This is a genomic window from Bradyrhizobium sp. 26S5 (assembly GCF_036923295.1).
GTDB classification, from domain to species: Bacteria; Pseudomonadota; Alphaproteobacteria; order Rhizobiales; family Xanthobacteraceae; genus Bradyrhizobium; species Bradyrhizobium septentrionale.
In genome coordinates, this window is record NZ_CP145948.1 from 4,079,657 (window position 1) to 4,096,962 (window position 17,306).

11 protein-coding genes are annotated in these 17,306 nt (G+C 63.9%); 6 read left to right on the forward strand and 5 right to left on the reverse strand.

All coding sequences use genetic code 11. The features are described 5' to 3' along the window. Window positions 1-33 precede the first annotated feature (33 nt). Window positions 34-936 carry a LysR family transcriptional regulator gene (locus tag V5279_RS18680; protein WP_338699783.1) on the forward strand — a complete coding sequence of 301 codons (903 nt, stop codon included), beginning with the start codon at window positions 34-36 and terminating at the stop codon, window positions 934-936. A gap of 172 nt (window positions 937-1,108) precedes the next feature. On the opposite strand, the gene V5279_RS18685 is transcribed toward V5279_RS18680, so the two are convergent. From V5279_RS18685 to V5279_RS18695, 3 genes are all read right to left on the reverse strand, one after another. Beyond that, a complete protein-coding gene (locus tag V5279_RS18685) occupies window positions 1,109-2,188 on the reverse strand; it encodes a D-TA family PLP-dependent enzyme (protein ID WP_338699785.1) in 1,080 nt (359 codons plus the stop codon). A 132-nt stretch (window positions 2,189-2,320) separates the two neighbouring features. Continuing rightward, window positions 2,321-4,147, reverse strand: coding sequence for an ABC-F family ATP-binding cassette domain-containing protein (locus V5279_RS18690; protein WP_338699787.1), 1,827 nt, complete (start codon window positions 4,145-4,147; stop codon window positions 2,321-2,323). Between the two features lie 4 nt (window positions 4,148-4,151). Further along, window positions 4,152-4,649 (reverse strand): YaiI/YqxD family protein, encoded by a 498-nt coding sequence (locus tag V5279_RS18695; RefSeq protein WP_338699789.1) that lies wholly within the window; start codon window positions 4,647-4,649, stop codon window positions 4,152-4,154. Between the two features lie 136 nt (window positions 4,650-4,785). Between V5279_RS18695 and V5279_RS18700 the strand changes: the two genes are divergently transcribed. Next, window positions 4,786-5,577 carry a hypothetical protein gene (locus tag V5279_RS18700; RefSeq protein WP_338699791.1) on the forward strand — a complete coding sequence of 264 codons (792 nt, stop codon included), beginning with the start codon at window positions 4,786-4,788 and terminating at the stop codon, window positions 5,575-5,577. 161 nt (window positions 5,578-5,738) lie between these two features. Here the strand turns inward: V5279_RS18700 and V5279_RS18705 are convergent, their stop codons facing one another. Further along, a complete protein-coding gene (locus tag V5279_RS18705; protein WP_338699794.1) occupies window positions 5,739-8,111 on the reverse strand; it encodes a xanthine dehydrogenase family protein molybdopterin-binding subunit in 2,373 nt (790 codons plus the stop codon). A gap of 201 nt (window positions 8,112-8,312) precedes the next feature. On the opposite strand from V5279_RS18705, the gene V5279_RS18710 reads away from it, so the two are divergent. Next, window positions 8,313-9,356: a Ppx/GppA phosphatase family protein gene (locus V5279_RS18710; RefSeq protein WP_338699796.1), complete on the forward strand. Its 1,044-nt coding sequence runs from the start codon at window positions 8,313-8,315 to the stop codon at window positions 9,354-9,356. A gap of 165 nt (window positions 9,357-9,521) precedes the next feature. Next, window positions 9,522-10,214 (forward strand): RlmE family RNA methyltransferase, encoded by a 693-nt coding sequence (locus V5279_RS18715; protein WP_338699798.1) that lies wholly within the window; start codon window positions 9,522-9,524, stop codon window positions 10,212-10,214. A gap of 330 nt (window positions 10,215-10,544) precedes the next feature. Here the strand turns inward: V5279_RS18715 and V5279_RS18720 are convergent, their stop codons facing one another. Beyond that, complete coding sequence (locus V5279_RS18720) at window positions 10,545-11,984, reverse strand: MFS transporter (protein ID WP_156928400.1); 1,440 nt, start codon at window positions 11,982-11,984, stop codon at window positions 10,545-10,547. A gap of 600 nt (window positions 11,985-12,584) precedes the next feature. Here V5279_RS18720 and V5279_RS18725 point away from each other — a divergent pair. Beyond that, a complete protein-coding gene (locus tag V5279_RS18725; RefSeq protein WP_338699802.1) occupies window positions 12,585-13,718 on the forward strand; it encodes a helix-turn-helix transcriptional regulator in 1,134 nt (377 codons plus the stop codon). A gap of 331 nt (window positions 13,719-14,049) precedes the next feature. After that, a complete protein-coding gene (locus tag V5279_RS18730) occupies window positions 14,050-16,620 on the forward strand; it encodes a calcium-binding protein (protein ID WP_338699804.1) in 2,571 nt (856 codons plus the stop codon). The last annotated feature ends 686 nt before the right edge of the window (window positions 16,621-17,306 follow it).

Below are 17,306 nucleotides of genomic sequence, written 5' to 3' on the forward strand. Positions count from 1 at the left end.
CAAATAAGATGATGAAGAATATGCGAGATTGTTGTGAACACGCATGACCTTGTGGCGTTCGTCGCCGTGGTGGAGACCGGATCGATCGTCGCAGCATCGGCGCGGCTCAACCTGACCCAGCCCGGCGTGACGCGGCGGATCCAGAATCTCGAGGAGATGCTGGGCGCGCAGCTGCTGGACCGGCTGTCAAAACCGCTGAAGCCGACGGCGGCGGGGGTCGAAGCCTATGAGCGGGGCCGCCGCGTGCTGCGCATGCTCGAGGACCTCAAGTCGGGCGTCGCCAATGACGGCGTGGTGCGCGGCGAGTTCAGGCTCGGCCTGACGCCGTTTTTGTCGGAGGCGGGGCTGACCGGACCGCTCGATGCGGTGCGCGGCGAATTTCCGGCGCTCGCGGTGCGCGTCGTCTCGGGCTGGTCGCCCAATCACATGGAGCGGGTCAGCCGCAACGAGCTCGACGCCGCCGCGATCTGCCTGCCTGACGGCACCGCGCCGCCCGATGATCTCGTGGCCTCCGATCTCGGCGCGCAGCCGGTGGTCTTCGTCGTCGCGCGCGAGATGAAGACGCCGAAATTCGTCGACCTCGAATGGCTGTCGCGGGTCGGATGGGTGATCAACCAGGATGGCTGCGGCTTCCGTCAGACATTGAAGCGCCATTTCGATGCGGCGCATCTGCCGTTCACCATCGCGGTCGAGGCGCTCGACAGCGAGCTGCGCCTGTCGCTGGTGGCGCGCGGCCTCGGCATTGGCCTCGTCACGCCGGTGGCGCTGAAGCGCAGCGCGTTCAAGAGCCGGCTCAAGACCGTGAAGATCGCGGACTTCAATCCCGCGGTCCGCGCCTGGATCGTGCATCGCCCACCCGCCGGCCGGCTGGAGCGGCCGATCGAGGTGTTTCGCGCGGCGCTCGACCGCGAACTGCAGGCGCTGATCCGAGGGTAGCGAGATTTCTGCGCCGCGCGACCTGTAGCCCGCCGCCGCCCTTCGAGGCCTCCGCTTCGCTACGGCACCTCCAGCGACAACGGCTTCGCCGTTGCGCAGGGGTAACGGCTCAGAGAGAGCGTCATCCTGAGGTGCTCGCGAAGCGAGCCTCGAAGGATGCGCGGGCGCTCAGTCAGCGCAGCTTGCCTCTTGCCGCAACCGGCAGCGTGCCGATCATCTCGTCGCCGCGCACCATCACGACCTCGTCCATCATGTTGACGACGACGCAGACATGGTTCGGCACGATCCGCACGACGTCGCCCACGTTCGGGCGCGTGTTGCTGCGGGAGAGGTCGAGGAAGCCGTGCTCCTCGGCGAAGCGCGCGATCTTGGCCTCGGGATGTTCGAGGATCAGGCCGTGGCCTTCCAGCCCGCCGGTGTCCGAGGTCAGCGTCTTGGAGCCGGCATCGAGGATGCCGCGCTCGGGGCCGGCGCGGCTGACGACGGTCGAATAGATATGCAGCGCGCAGTCGTCCCAGGTGGCGACGCCGGCCGCGACCTGCATGCGGTCGTTGTAGATATAGGTGCCGAAGCGATGCTCGGTGCCGCCTTTCAGCTTGCCGAGATTGACCAGGTTCGGCGTGCCGCCGGTAGAGACGATTGTCGCGTCGAGGCCGTGGGCGCGGACGCCGGCCAGCGCCTCGTCGTAGAATTTCTGCGCATCCGCCCAGCCGGTCTCGGTCGGGTACAGCATGAAGCCCGCAAAGCTCAAGCCCTTTGAAGCGGCGATCTCGCGCGCCAGCGCGATCGCCTCGGCCGGCGTCTCGACGCCGGCGCGCTTGCGCCCGGTGTCGCACTCGACCACGACGGAGAGCGGGCGGCCGGAGGCGGCTGCCGCCTTCGGCAGGTCGCCGACCACGACCGAATTGTCCGCCGCAACGGTGACGTTGGCCTTGCCTTGCAGCGCGCCGAGCCGCGCCATCTTCTCGTCGCCGAGTAGATTGTAGCTGATCAGGATGTCGTCGATACCGGCCTCCGCCATGATCTCGGCCTCGCCGAGCTTCTGGCAGGTGATGCCCTTCGCGCCGGCCTTGATCTGCAGCTGCGCCAGCGTCGGGTTCTTGTGGGTCTTGATGTGCGGCCGGTTGGCGACGCCGGCCTGATCGCACGCGGCCTGGATGCGCGCGATGTTGCGCTCGACCCGGTCCATGTCGATCACGGCGCAGGGCGTGCCGTACTCCTTGGCGATCTTGGCGGCGAGGGGCGTGGTCATCGGGTCAACTCCAGTTCAGCGTTCTCGTCATTGCGAGGAGCCTGGTAGGATGGGTAGAGCGCAGCGAAACCCATCATGCTTCCGCGCGGAAGATAGGTGATGGGTATCGCTGCGCTCCACCCATCCTACGCGTCACGCCTGTTCGATCTCTTCGCGCAGCACTTCGAGTTCGAGCCAGCGGTCCTCGGCTGTGGCGAGCTCGTCCTGCGCCTTGGCGATCGCGGCCGATGCGGCGTCGAACTTCTTGCGATCCTTGCTGTAGAGGTCGGGATCGTCGAGCAGCTTCTGCTGTTTGGCGATTTCGGCGTGCAGCTTGTCGATCGTCTTCGGCAAGGTTTCCAGCGCGTGCTTCTCGTTGAAGCTCAGCCGGCGCCTGGGTGCCGCTTCGGGCGCCGCGGCGGTCACCGCAACCTTGGCTTCCTTTTTCTCCTCGACCGCGGCGTCTGCCTTCACGGTCTCGCGCCTCACGTCGGCGCCGCGCTGCGCCAGCATATCAGAATAGCCGCCGGCATATTCGATCCAGCGTCCCTGACCTTCGGGCACGATCACCGACGTCACCACGCGATCGAGGAAGTCGCGGTCATGGCTGATCAGGATCACCGTGCCGTCGTAGTCGCCGAGCATCTCCTCGAGCACGTCGAGGGTTTCGAGATCGAGGTCGTTGGTCGGCTCGTCCAGAATGAGCAGGTTCGACGGCTTGGCCAGTGCGCGGGCCAGCATCAGCCGGCCGCGCTCGCCGCCGGAGAGGGCTTCGAGCGGCGTGCCGCGCTGCTCCTGCGCGAACAGAAAGTCCTTCATGTAGCCGATGACGTGCTTCGACTTGTCGCCGACCATGACATGGTCGCCGCGGCCGCCGGTCAGGGCTTCGGCCAGCGTCAGCTTCGGATCGAGGCTTTCGCGATGCTGGTCGAGCGTCGCCATCTCGATATTGGCCCCCAGCCGCACCGAGCCGGAATCCGGCGGATCGTTGCCGATCAGAAGATGCACCAGCGTGGTCTTGCCGGCGCCGTTCGGGCCGACGATGCCGAGCCGGTCGCCGCGTTGGATCCGGGTCGAGAAGCCGTCGACGATCGTGCGTTCGCCATAGGCCTTGGTGATGTTCTTCGCCTCGATCACGAGACGGCCGGATTTGTCGGCCTCGGCTGCGGCGAGCGTGGCATTGCCGGTGGCACCGCGATAGTTGCGGCGCTGGTCGCGCAGCGCGAAGAGATTGCCGAGCCGCTTGACGTTGCGCTTGCGGCGGCCGGAGACGCCGTGGCGCAGCCAGTGCTCCTCGTTGACGATCTTGCGGTCGAGCTTGTGCTGATCGCGCTCTTCTTCCTCCAGCACCTCGTCGCGCCACGCCTCGAATGCGCCAAAGCCGCGATCGATCTGCCTGATCTGGCCGCGGTCGAGCCAGGCCGTTGAGCGCGACAGGTTGGTGAGGAAGCGGCGGTCGTGGCTGATCAGGACCAGCGCGCAGCGCCGGCTCTCCAACTCGCCCTCGAGCCATTCGATGGTCGGCAGGTCGAGATGGTTGGTCGGCTCGTCCAGCAGCAGGATGTCAGGCGAGGGCGCCAGCACCCGCGCCAGAGCCGCGCGGCGCGCCTCGCCGCCGGAGACATGCGCCGGGTCTTCATCGCCGGTGAGGCCGAGCTGCTCGAGCAGATAGCGCGCCTGGTAATGGTCGTCGCCGGGGCCAAGGCCTGCCTCGACATAGGACAACGTTGTCTTGTGGTCGCCGAAATCCGGCTCCTGCGGCAGATAGCGGATGGTGGCGCCAGGCTGCACGAAGCGGCTGCCGGAGTCAGGCTCGACCAGACCGGCCGCGATCCGCAGCAAGGTCGACTTGCCCGAGCCGTTGCGGCCGATCAGGCCAACGCGCTCGCCTGCGGAGACCGACAGCTCGACGCCGCTGAGCAGCGGCGTGCCGCCAAAAGTAAGGCTGATGTCCTTGAGCTGGATCAGGGGCGGGGCCATCGCGCTAACCCCCGTTCGCCGTTGCCTGCTCGGCGCGGCGGCGCTGAATGCGGCGGATGGTCTGGTCGAGCGTCGCGAGGAACGTCGAGCGGTCGCGCGGCGAGTAGGATTTCGGCCCGCCGGTGATTTCCCCGGACGAGCGCAGATCGGTCATCAAATTGCGCACCGCGAGTGTCATGCCGATCGACTGTTCGGTGAACGGCTTGCCGTTCGGCGCGATCACGTCGGCGCCGGCCTTGACGCAGCGGCTCGCCAGCGGAATGTCCGCGGTGATCACGACGTCGCCCTCATGCGCGCGTTCCGCGATCCAGTCGTCGGCGGCGTCCATGCCGGAACCGGCGGCGACGCGCTCGATCAGGGGATCCTGCGGCACGCGGATGAAATTGCCCGCGACCACGCTGACGGGCACGCCGAGCCGGATCGCGACGCGATAGATCTCGTCCTTCACCGGGCAGGCGTCGGCGTCGACATAGATGCGGGTGGGAGCAGGGGTTTCAGTCATCGATTCAATGGTTGGCAGGCGCGGCCTGCGTGTACTCCATGGTGCGGAAAATTGCGAGCAAAACGAGAGGCTTGCCACGCCTCCTTGTTCGACTACCATTGTCACCAGAAAAACAACGGAAATAAGGGAAAACCCCATGGACTCGCAGACCTACCGCGTCTCGGCCTACAACACCTCGAAACTGTCTGAGAACAAGATCCACGACGACACGGTGGCGCGGAAGTTCGGCTTTTCGGGCGGGCTGGTGCCGGGCGTCGATGTGATGGCCTACATGATGCACCTGCCGGTCGAGAAATGGGGCCGCGATTTCCTCGAACGCGGCCTGATCGAGGCGCGCTTCGTGAAGCCGGTCTATGACGGCGAGATCGCGGAATTGACCGGGCGAGAGACCGGCAATGGGCTCACGATCGAGCTCTTCAGCCGCGGCGAGCTCTGCGCCACCGGCACCGCGTCGCTGCCGGCATCAGTGCCGAAATTTGTGCTCGACAATTACAAGCAGGTCGCTGCGGTCGCCGAGCGCAAGCCGGTCAGCGCGTCGTCCTATCAAGAGGGCAATTGGCTCGGCAGCATCCCGCGCGACTGGTCCGGCGACGCCGCCAAGGAGTATCTTGCCGATATCAGGGAGACCGACCCGATCTATTTGCGCGAGGGTCTAGGCCATCCGGGCCTCTTGCCGCGGGTGATGAACAAGGTTCTGGTCGACAATGCGGTCCTCGGGCCCTGGATCCATGTCGGCACCCGCATGCAGCTGTTGTCGGCGGGAAAGATCGGCGACGAGCTGACGGCGCGCGCCAAGGTCACCGGCAATTACGACAAGAAGGGGCATCGCTTCGTCGAGCTCGATGCGCTGGTGCTCGGCAACGGCACGCCGCTCGCGCATTGCTGGCACATCGCGATCACCCAGCCGCGCGAGCAGGCCGCGGCTTAGAGAAGGAGCAAAACCCGTCCCGCACCAACAGGTGTCATACCCCGCGCATGCGGGGTATCCAGTACGCCGCGGCGTCTCGGCTCAACAACTGCTGTCTCTGGAATACTGGATCACCCGCTTTCGCGGGTGATGACAGTGGTGTGTGATGGTGAAGTCGTGCCTTACGCCGCCTTCGCCTTGGCATCCTGGATCGCGCGCCAGACGCGCTCGGGCGTCAGCGGCATGTTGATGTGCTTGATGTCGTACTCCGACAGCGCGTCGACCACGGCGTTGACGATGCAGACGAGGCTGCCGGCGCAACCGGCTTCGCCGCAGCCCTTGGTGCCTAGCGGGTTGGATTTGGCCGGCGAGGGGTGATCGCCGACCTGCATCGACGGCACGTCGCCGGCGCGCGGCAGCGCGTAGTCCATGAACGAGCCGGTGATCGGCTGGCCCGAGCCGTCGTAGCTGACTTCCTCCATCAGCGCCTGGCCGATGCCCTGCGCGACGCCGCCATGCAGCTGTCCCGCGACGATCATCGGATTGACCACGGTGCCGAAATCGTTGACCGCGGAGTAGCGCACGATCCTGACCACACCGGTATCGGGGTCGATCTCGACCTCGGCGACGTGGCAGCCGTTCGGAAAGGTCGATGCCGTCTCCTTGGTGGCGTGATCGACGTCGAGCGTCTCCGGCGTGCCCTCCGGCATCTTGGCTCCGCGCATCCGCTCGGCGAGCTCCATGATGCCGATCGAGCGGTCGGTGCCGGCGATGGTGAAGCGGCCCTGGCCGAACTCAATGTCGGCTTCAGATGCCTCCAGCATGTGCGCGGCGGCCTTCTTGCCCTTCTCGACGACGAGCGCCGAGGCCTCGACGATCGCCTGTCCGGTCGCGGTGATCGAGCGCGAGCCGCCGGTGCCGTTGCCGAAGCGGACCAGATCGCTGTCGCCCTGTTCGAGCGTGATCTTCTCGAAGGGAACGCCGAGCTGCTCGGACAGCACCTGCGCGAACGGCGTGGCGTGGCCCTGGCCGTAGTCGAGCGTGCCGGTGGTGAGCTTCACTGAACCATCAGGCTCGAAGGTGATCTTGCCGAGCTCGCCGCTCGGCGGCGCGGTCACCTCGAGATAGGAGCCGACGGCGATGCCGCGCAGTCTGCCGCTCTTCCTGCTCTCCTTCTTGCGCCTGGTAAAATTGTCGTAGTCGGAGATCTCCAGCGCCTTCTGGAACACGCCGGCGAAATCGCCGCTGTCATAGGTGACGCCGGAGGCGGCCGGGAACGGCAGCTGCGACGGCTTGATGAAATTGCGCTTGCGCAAGGTGAAGCGGTTGATGCCCATCTCGTCGGCGGCGGCATCGATCAGCCGCTCCATGTAGTAATTGGCCTCGGGCCGGCCGGCGCCGCGATAGGCGCCCATCAGCGTGGTGTTTGTCAAAACCGTCTTGATGTCGACGCCGAGCAGCGGCGTGCGATAGACGCTGGCGAGGTTCTTGCCGGTGTTGAGCGACAGCGGGCCCGGCGCGACGCCGGTGATGTAGGCGCCGAGATTGCCGTAGCCGGACAGCCGCACCGCGAGGAACTTGCCGTCGGCATCGAGCGCGAGCTCGGCATGGATCAGCTGCGCGCGGCCCTGGCTGTCGGAGAGGAAGCTGGTCGAGCGCTCGTCCAGCCACTTCACCGGGCGGCCGAGCTCGCGCGCTGCATGCGCGATGCAGGTGTATTCGGGATAGTTCATGTTCTTCATCCCGAACGAGCCGCCGACATTGGCAGTGAGAATACGAACCTTGTCGGCAGTCACGTTGAGGATCTTTGCAAACCCGGCCTTGTTGCCGGAGACGCCCTGGGTCGGCACCTGCAGCGTGAAGCGCTCGGTCTTCTTGTCGTAATGCGCGAGCGCGACGCGCGGCTCCATCGAGACCACGGCGACGCGGGTGTTGACGATGTCGAGCTTTGTGACATGGGCGGCGCTGGCGAAGGCGGCCTCGATCCTGGCGGTGTCGCCATAGTGGTAGTCGAGCGCGACATTGTTCGGGATGTTGTCATAGAGCTGCGGCGCGCCGGGCCTGGACGCTTCGGCCGCGTCGGTCACGGCCGGCAGCGGCTCGATGTCGACCTCGACGGCCTCGGCCGCGTCGCGCGCCTGTGCCGCGGTCTCCGCGACCACGAAGGCCACGGGATCGCCGACGAAGCGCACCTTGTCGGTGACCAGCGCAGGGCGGTTGGTCTGCTTGAGCGGCGAGCCGTCGCGGTTCTTCAGCGGCAGGCCGCAGGTGAAGGGGTTGTAGCCCGCGGCCGCCAGATCGGTCCCGGTCCACACCCCGAGCACGCCCGGCATCGCCTTGGCGGTCGCCGTATCGATCCCCTTGATGATTCCGTGGGCATGGGAGGAACGAACCATCCAGCAAATGGCTTGGCCGGGCAGGGAGAAATCATCGGTGTATTTGCCCTTGCCGCGCACCAGGGTGTCGTCCTCCTTTCGTCGAACCGGCTGTCCGACACCGTATTTTTGCAGTGCGATAGCGTTTTCGAGGGAGGCGGGCGACGTATGATCTTGCATCGGAAATGACCTGAAAAGCCCGGATTTAGGGGGATTTGGCGGGCGTTGAGGAGATAACGCACACCCCCCTTAACGACAACGCCCGATTAGGCATGGACCCAATGTGAACGGAGTTTGCGCAGGCCCTTGGCGCTGCTAAAGTTTCCGTGAACAGTAATTCTTCGGCGGGCCCCAAGGGCCCTGCGGAAAGACAGTATTTTGATGAATGACCATGTGCGGCTTTGTGACGGTCCTCGGGCCGGCGAAGCCCCGTCAGGCTTGGTTGCGGCAGGACCGGAGACCGGCGTCTACGCCGCGCTCGATCTTGGCACCAACAATTGCCGGCTCCTGATCGCCTGTCCCACCGGCGACGGGTTCCGCGTGGTCGATTCCTTTTCGCGGATCATCCGGCTCGGCGAGGGCATCGCCGCCACCGGCTCGCTCAGCGAGGCGGCGATCGAGCGTGCGATTGCCGCGCTCGCCATTTGCAGCGACAAGATCCGCTATCGCAAGGCCCGCCGGCTGCGGCTGATCGCCACCGAGGCCTGCCGCGCCGCCGGCAACGCCGAGAGTTTTCGCGCGCGCGTTGCGGCCGAGACCGGCATCAAGCTCGAGGTGATTGATCGCGAGACCGAGGCGACGCTCGCCGTGATCGGGTGCTCGCCGCTGCTCGACCCGAAGGGGCGCGGCGCCATCCTGTTCGACATCGGCGGCGGCTCGACCGAGCTGGTGCGGATCGAGCGCGATCCCGACGCGCCCAATACGCCGCCGCGCATCAAGGCGTGGATGTCGATCCCGCTCGGCGTCGTCACGCTGGCCGAGCATTTCGGCGGCAAGAACGTCACGCGGGATTTGTATGCCCAGATGATCGACGAGGTCGCGCGCCACGTCGCGCCGTTCGCGGCCGAGCACGGCAAGGACCTGCGCGACATGCACATGCTCGGCACCTCGGGCACCGTGACCACGCTCGCCGGCGTGTTCCTCAATTTGTCGCGCTACGACCGCCGCCGCATCGACGGCATCTGGATGAACGATGGCGACGTCACGGCGACGATCCAGAAGCTGCTCGGCATGAGCTATGAGGCGCGCGTCAGCAACAGCTGCATCAGCGTCGAGCGGGCCGATCTGGTGCTCGCCGGCTGCGCGATCCTCGACGCGATCCGCAACGCATTCCCGACGCCGCGGCTCCGTGTCGCCGATCGCGGCCTGCGCGAGGGCATGCTGGTCGAGATGATGCGCGAGGACGGCGCGCTGCGGGCGTGCTAGATGCCTTCCTTTGCCCCGCTTGCGGGGAGAGGCCGGATCGCATCGCAGATGCGATCCGGGTGAGGGGGACTCTCCACGGGCGCATCTCTCACCTTCATTGCCGAGGCAGCCCCTCACCCCAACCCTCTCCCCGCAAGAGCGGGGCGAGGGAGAAGAGAAAATGAAATGGCGAAAGACACCACCGGGCGGCTGCACGTCACGGTCAAGAGCGGCGGCAAGCGAAAGCTGTCGTCAAAACTCTGGCTCGAGCGCCAGCTCAACGATCCCTATGTCGCCAAGGCCAAGGCGATGGGCTACCGCTCGCGCGCGGCCTTCAAGCTGCTCGAGATCGACGACAAATATCGCCTGCTCAAGCCGGGCATGACGGTGGTCGACCTCGGCGCTGCGCCGGGCGGCTGGAGCCAGATCGCGGCCAAGCGCACCGGCGCGGCCGACGGCAAGGGCAAGGTGATTGCGATCGATCTCTTGGAGATGGGTGAGATCCCCGGCGTCACCTTCGCGCAGCTCGATTTCCTCGACCATGACGCGCCGGCGAAGCTGATCGCGATGATGGGCGGCCGCGCCGATTTCGTGATGTCCGACATGGCCGCCAATACCACGGGCCACCGCAAGACCGATCAGCTGCGCATCATCGGCCTGGTCGAGACCGCCGCGCATTTTGCCGGCGAAGTGCTCAATCCCGGCGGCACCTTCCTGGCAAAGGTGTTTCAGAGCGGCGCCGACGCCGAGCTGGTGGCGCAGCTGAAGCGCGATTTCGCCAGCGTCCGCCACGTCAAGCCGTCCGCCAGCCGGCAGGATTCGTCCGAGCGCTATGTGCTGGCGACGGGGTTTCGCGGGCAGCAGCAGCCGTCATTGTGAGGCACTGAGGCCGTTTCTTGCAGGACTGGAAAATCGGGTATCGCAGGCGCATATCTCTCACATGGCGACCATTGTTCAATGCAATTGCGGCGCCGAGTACAGACGCACTGAGGAGAAGTTCTTGGTGCCGCATACGGGTGACGCGATCTGCACGGTCTGCGGAGCTGCGCTGGAATCGTGGCTGGAAACGACCCACGTTCCCACATACGAACTTATTGAACGTCCGGATCGAAGACAGCCAGCCGGAACGACCGGCCCCCCCTAAGGGCCTGGCCGTGATCGGACGGCGGCCTGCAGCGTCCGTGCCTCGGGAACGGCTCGTTCGCTCGACTAGCCGAGCCGCTGATCCCGCGCGTTCTGCGTATCCTCGGTCGCGACCTTGACGGCTTCGGTGGCGGCGCGCTTCTCTGCGCCCTTGCGGCTGGAGATGTCGATCGCCTTGCGTCCGGCGATTTCGTTGCCGGCGTCAACCGGCATCTGCCAGAAGAACCAGGCCGACGCCGCCGAGATCAGCGACACCACGATGAAGGCCGGCGCGAACACGTCGGCGGACAGCTCGGTCGCATGGTGCAGCGCCAGCGTGGTTTCAACCGAGAACGCGCCGACTGCGACGCCCGCGGACACCGCGAGCTGCTGGTTGACGCTGACGAGGGTGGTGGCGCGGCTCATCTGCGGCGCCTCGACCTCGGCATAGGCCACGGTGTTGATCGCGGTGAATTGCAGCGAGCGGAAGAAGCCGCCGACCACCAAAATGGTGAAGATCAGCATCAGCGGCGTCGAGATCGTGAACAGGGCGCAGGCGGCCAGGAAAGCGGAGCTGACCACGGCGTTGACGGTCATCATGTTGCGGAAGCCGAAGGCGCGGATGATGCGCGCGGCCAGCGTCTTCATGCCCATGGCGCCGACCGCGGAGGCAAAGGTCACGAGGCCGGACTGGAACGGCGACAGGCCGAAGCCGACCTGCATCAGAAGCGGCAGCAGGAACGGCAGCGCGCCGATGCCGAGCCGGAACATGAAGCCGCCGATGATCGACGCGCGCATCGTCGGCAGCCGCAGCAGGCCGAAATCGAGCACCGGCGAACCGGTGCGCCGGGCGTGGATGACGTAGAGCGTCATCGACACCGTGCCGACCCCGACCAGTGCGGCGACGATCGGCCACGGCAGCAGATTGAGGCCGGCGACCGAAAGCCCGAAGGCGATGCCGGCAAGCCCGATGCCGGCCAGCACCAACCCCACGAGATCGAAGCGCTCGGGGTCTTCGCTCTTGATCGGGTCGATATATTTCAGCGCCAGGAAGATGCCGAGCAGTCCGATCGGAATGTTGATCAGGAAGATCCAGTGCCAGGAGAAATAGGTGGTGATGAAGCCGCCGAGCGGTGGCCCGATCACCGGCCCGATCAGCGCCGGCACCGTCACCCAGGCCATCGCGTTGACCAGCGCGCTCTTGTCGACCGAGCGCAGCAGCACCAGCCGTCCGACCGGGGTCATCATCGCCCCGCCGAGGCCCTGCAGGATGCGGGCGAACACGAAATCGGTCACCGAGGAGGACAGCGCGCAGCCGATCGAGCCCAGCATGAACACGGCGACCGCGCCGGCAAACACGATGCGGGCGCCGAAACGGTCCGCGGTCCAGCCGCTCGCCGGGATGAACACCGCGAGCGACAGCAGATAGGACGTGATCGCGAGCTTCAGCGTCAGCGGGCTGGTGCCGATATCGGCGGCGATCGCCGGCAGCGAGGTCGCGATAACCGTCGAATCCATGTTCTCCATGAACAGGGCGCTAGCGACGATCAGTGGAATGATACGCTGATTTTTCAAGGGCTTGGTCGATTCGTGGAACTTCCGGGGCCGTTAGACTTGGCACAGAATGGCAGCGATTTGCACCCTAATCCGGGGAATATCCGAGGAGCGTTTTAGATCGCAATCCACCAATGATCCCGTCGCGTAATCCCTCTGGCTCGATCCGGCCGCCGTGCCTTGCAGCAGCTTCCGCGCGTTGCCGATTTGGTCGGATCAAACGAGCGAATCGGCTGCACCCGCTTCAAGAGTGCTGCAACGTGGTCGCGGCTATCGGTCAGCTCCCATTAAATGCGCGCAGCAGAGAGGTCATCGCTTTTCCGAAGTCGTCCGGGATTGGTTCAGCTGCGCGCGACCGCCGGCAAGAAGGTCTTCCGATGCATGATCGATTTCCGCGTCATGCCGCACCTTTTCAAACTGGAACTTTCGATTACCGATGAGTGCCGGCTCGCGCTGAAACGCCTGTTCGATTTGTTTCTAAATATTTCCAAACATCGAGGCAGGCACAATCAGACGTTGTTGGGTGGCAAATCTCATGTAATCTGAATGAGTTCCCCCGATCGATCGGACCCCATGCCCGCCGCCACCGACCGTCTCCTCGCCGCCGTCGAAGCGATCTATGACACCGCGCCCAATCCATCGCTCTGGCCATCCGCTCTTGGCAAGATCGCCGACTGCTTCGATGACGCCGGGGCGATCCTCGAATGGCGAAGGGAGGATGCGACGTTCGGAGTGATCGTTTCCGAGGGCCTCACAGCGGCGGCCCGCGAGTTCGAGGCGCGGTGGGCCCAGCACAATTTCAAGGGCGAACGAGCGATACAGGCCGGCCTCTACTTCAGCGGCGAGCCCGTCACGGATCGGCACATTGGTCCGATCGACGATGCCTACCTCAATCATCCCTTCAACAAGGAATTCCTCGCGAAATACGGCTTGGGCTGGTTCGGCGCAGTGGGAGTGTCGCCGGATCCACGGATCGCTGTCGGGCTCAGCGTGCAGCGGGATTTCGCCAAGCCGCAATTCTCCGACGCTGAACTGGAGCTCATAGCGACGCTCGGGCGCCACACGGAGAAATCTCTACGTCTGTCGATCAGGCTGCTTGATACCGAACTTGCCAATCTCGGCCTTGGCGACGCGCTCGCCCGGATCGGCATCGGCGTGTTTGCGCTGGACTGGTCGGCGCGCGTGCTGTTCGCCAACCCGGTCGGGAAGAGTCTTGTTGGCGAGGTGTTCGATCTCGTGAACGATCATCTACGCGTTCGCATGGCGGCGAGCCGGGCTCCATTCGAGGCCGCGATGACGCAAACGCTTCGCGCCGGGCCGAACGACCTCCTGGCCGAGCCAAGACCCATTCTCATCGGACCGACCTCGACAGACCGACGTTTCGTCATCTACTTGCTCCCGATCACGGTCGGCGCACTTTCAGCCAATCATGTCCTGACCCATACTCGGGCGATCGTCCTCGCTATCGAGCAAAAATCCGCCGAGCCTCCCGACCCCGCGGTCGTGCGTGACATCCTGGGATTGACGCTTGGCGAAGCCAGGGTTGCTTCGCTGGTCGGTTCGGGTCTTCCGCCGCGAACGGCTGCGGAACGTCTCGGAATTGCCGAGGATACGGCCCGCAACGTGCTGAAGCGGGTGTTTGAGAAGCTGAACGTCTCGCGGCAAAGCGAACTTGTGGCGTTGCTCGGTCGGCTGGTCTTGCGATGATCTCGGATCATCGCGGCGCATCCTTTTGGCGTCGCCGGTCCAATCAATCGCACAGATTGTATCGCAAAAAATGAGCGCTTAGACCCATTTGGGTCATGTCCCTGCGGTGGAGCAGCGGAATATCCCCCTGCGATCGCGTGCAGTGGACTGAAGCCCTTTGGTTTCCCAATCATGTCTCGGTTTCTCAAGAAGCTTGCGGTCGTCCTGGTGACGGCTCCGCTGGTGTTGTCCTGCTCAGCGGTGGGTACAGCCGGATATCGGGAGCTGAATTTCTCGCACGAGACGCTCCTTTTTCATTTCACTCATTTCTCAATTCATACTGGAGAAGATCGTGTCCACCATTACGTACGTCGCTTTGACAGGCACTTCCGCTTCCGAAACCCTGACTGCGAACGTTAATTACGATCCGGTCGCCGACACCTACGATGTTGTAAGCGTTATTTACGGTGCCGGAGGCAACGACGTCCTGACGGCCCTTTCGATGCCGATCACGGTCAACGGCCAGGTGCTCGATTTTGGTTCGAGCCTGGATGGCAACGACGGAAACGATGTGCTGTACGGCGGGAATCGTAACGACACTCTCAGTGGCGAAGCAGGCTCGGACACGCTTTATGGCGGCGATGGCAACGACCAGCTTGCCGGCGGCGGCGGCAACGACGCGTTTTACGGCGGCAACGGCGACGATAATATGTCATTCGACGGCGCCGGCTTCGATACGTTTGATGGGGGCGCTGGCAATGATACGCTCAGCGTCGTGAATGCCGATCTCAGCAACAGCACGTTCACCAATGTAGAACATCTATACCTAGATAATCTCGATCCTTATGTCAGCGCTACGGCGGCGCAGCTCAACTCTTTTAGCTCGGTAGGCAGCTATACTGGTTTCCACCTAACGTTGACTTCGCCGGGAAGCATCGGTTCGAACTTCGACCCACTATACACCACCGGCGGTGGCTATAGCTCGATCACGGGATCATCTGGCGCGGATACGATCGACATGTCGGGAGCATCGGATCATGACCATCTTTACCTGTATTCCGGTGACAACCTTGGTGGAAACGTCCTCATCGGCGGTTCCGCCGATGACCAGATCTACGGGGGTAATGGCGGCAACACGCTCATAGGGAATGGCGGCAACGACTGGCTAACCGGCGGTGGCGGCAGCGATGGGCTTTATGGTGGCAGTGGCAACGACTCGTTGAACGGCGGACCAGGCAGCGACACGCTTGATGGTGGCGACGGAAATGACATTCTTAACGGCCAGGGCAGCCATGGGGCCTATTATGGCGGTGCCGGCGATGACACCATAGATCCCGGCAGCCTCGGCTTTGATACGATCGACGGCGGTTCGGGCAACGATTTCTTTTACCTCACCAGTCCGAATACAGACCTTAGTCACAGCACCATTACCGGCGTAGAAACTCTCCAACTCTACCTCATTTCTTTCAGTGCGACGGCTGCACAGATCAACTCATTCACCACGGTTGGCGGTGGGGACTATAACGCTTGGACGCTGACACTGACGACGCCAGGTTCGATCGGATCGAATTTTGACTATCTCGACGATTTTAACTCAACGATCATTGGCTCATCGGGGGCAGACACCATCGATGTGTCGCAGTCTTCAGTCGGATCCAGATGGACTTTATCCGCCGGCGACAATCTCGGTGGAAACGTCCTTAGTGGCGGGGCCGGCGGGGACGTGCTCAACGCAGGCAACGGCGGCGATACGCTCAATGGCAACGGCGGCAACGACACCCTGAACGGCGGTGGCGGCAACGACTACCTCAGTGGCGGCATCGGCAATGACAGTCTCTATGGCGGTGGTGGCAACGACACGATCGATGCAGGGACGGGGACCAACACGATTGACGGCGGCGCCGGCACCGACACCGCGAACTATACCGGTTTCGCGCGGTCGAGCTTTACCATTACCGATCTCGGCAGCGGGCACTATCATGTCGTGGGCAACGGGCACGACGACACGCTGTCAAACGTCGAGGTACTGAAGTTTTCCGATCAGACCGTCTCGATCGGCGCACCTGGCCCGATCAACGGTACGGTTGGTAACGATCAGCTTTATGGCACCGCCGGCAACGATACGTTCTACGGCGGCGCGGGCAACGATGTGCTCGTCGGTCTTGCCGGCGACGACCTCGGCTACGGCGGTGACGGCAACGACTACTTCTATGCCGGCGCAGGAAACGACACGCTGATCGGCGATGCCGGCCTCGACGTGCTGTTGGGCGAGGACGGCAACGACGCCCTCTATGGCGGCACCGGCTTCAACTATCTGTTTGGCGGCGCCGGCACCGATACGCTGCTTGGTTCGGGCGGTGTCGCCGGAGATGTCAACGTCATGTTCGGCGACGACGGCGCCGATTATCTCTACGGCGGCCTCGGCACCAACTATTTCTACGGCGGCGCCGGTGTCGACACCATGTATGGCGGCGCCGGCCTCAACATTTTCATTTCCTCCGGAGAGACCGACGGCAACCTGGTCTATGGTGGCTCCGGCCAGAATTACGTCTACGGCTCCAATGGCGGCGACACTGTCACCGGCGGCAGCGGCGTCGACGTATTCTTGATGGGCTCCGGCAACGACGTCATCGGCGGCGGGGGCGGGGTTGACTATGCCTGGGGCGGCGGCGGAGCCGACACGTTCGCCATTTCCGACACTATGCCGGAAGTGATGGTGATTCAGGATTTCAACAGCGGTGGAACGGATGATTTCGTGAACTTTGCCGGTACATCCCTGCATTCATTCGCGGACGTGCAGGCGGCGGAGTTCTATTCTCCTGGTATCAATACAACAATCGTCACCGACGCTTCCGGCAACGCCGCGTGGTTGATCGGCGTAGCACCAGGACAACTCGATGCGAGCATGTTCAAGTTTAGCTGACTCGCCGACCGAATGTTTGGATCGTGTCGAACGATATGATTCCTGGCGGGCGTTCCAGCAGGCCGTCGTTCGACATGCGAATGAATGCACGCTCAGACAATGTACGCGGGCAGAAGGCGCACCATGGCGACCCAGGGACACACCATGAAATTGAGAGATCTTCTGCTCGTTCTGGCATTTGTTTTTGCCGCAGCAGTTCCCGCAAGCGCAGCTCCTCCTGCCAGTTGCGCAAGCAAATTCGTCGGCAGTTGGGTCGTTAGGGTCAACGCGACAGGTCAAACTTACCCGGCTCAGTTTTTTGCAAACGGAAGGTCACACGCGACATGTCCGCTGTGTACGCCGGGTGGAAGCTGGACGTGTTCTGGCAACACGCTCACTTTCACCGTAGACAACGGAGTGTCGGGACAGGCTACGCTGAGTGAAGACGGCAGAACCATGTCCGGCGGGTGCTGCACGACGACGCGAGTCGGTGCCGCGCCGTCCCTCGTGGTGGAGAAAAAGCCTCCCAGCCAGCAGCTCTCGTCCGAGGTTGTGACAAGGGAAGCCAAATCCGGGCATCAGCCTTCGGACAAGATTACGGCACGGACACCGCAGCCGACGACAACGAATACACAATCCGCTTCATCTCATGGCAAGCCGACGGTCGCGGCGGTTCAAGGCGGGAATTCTCAGTCCTGCAGTGATAT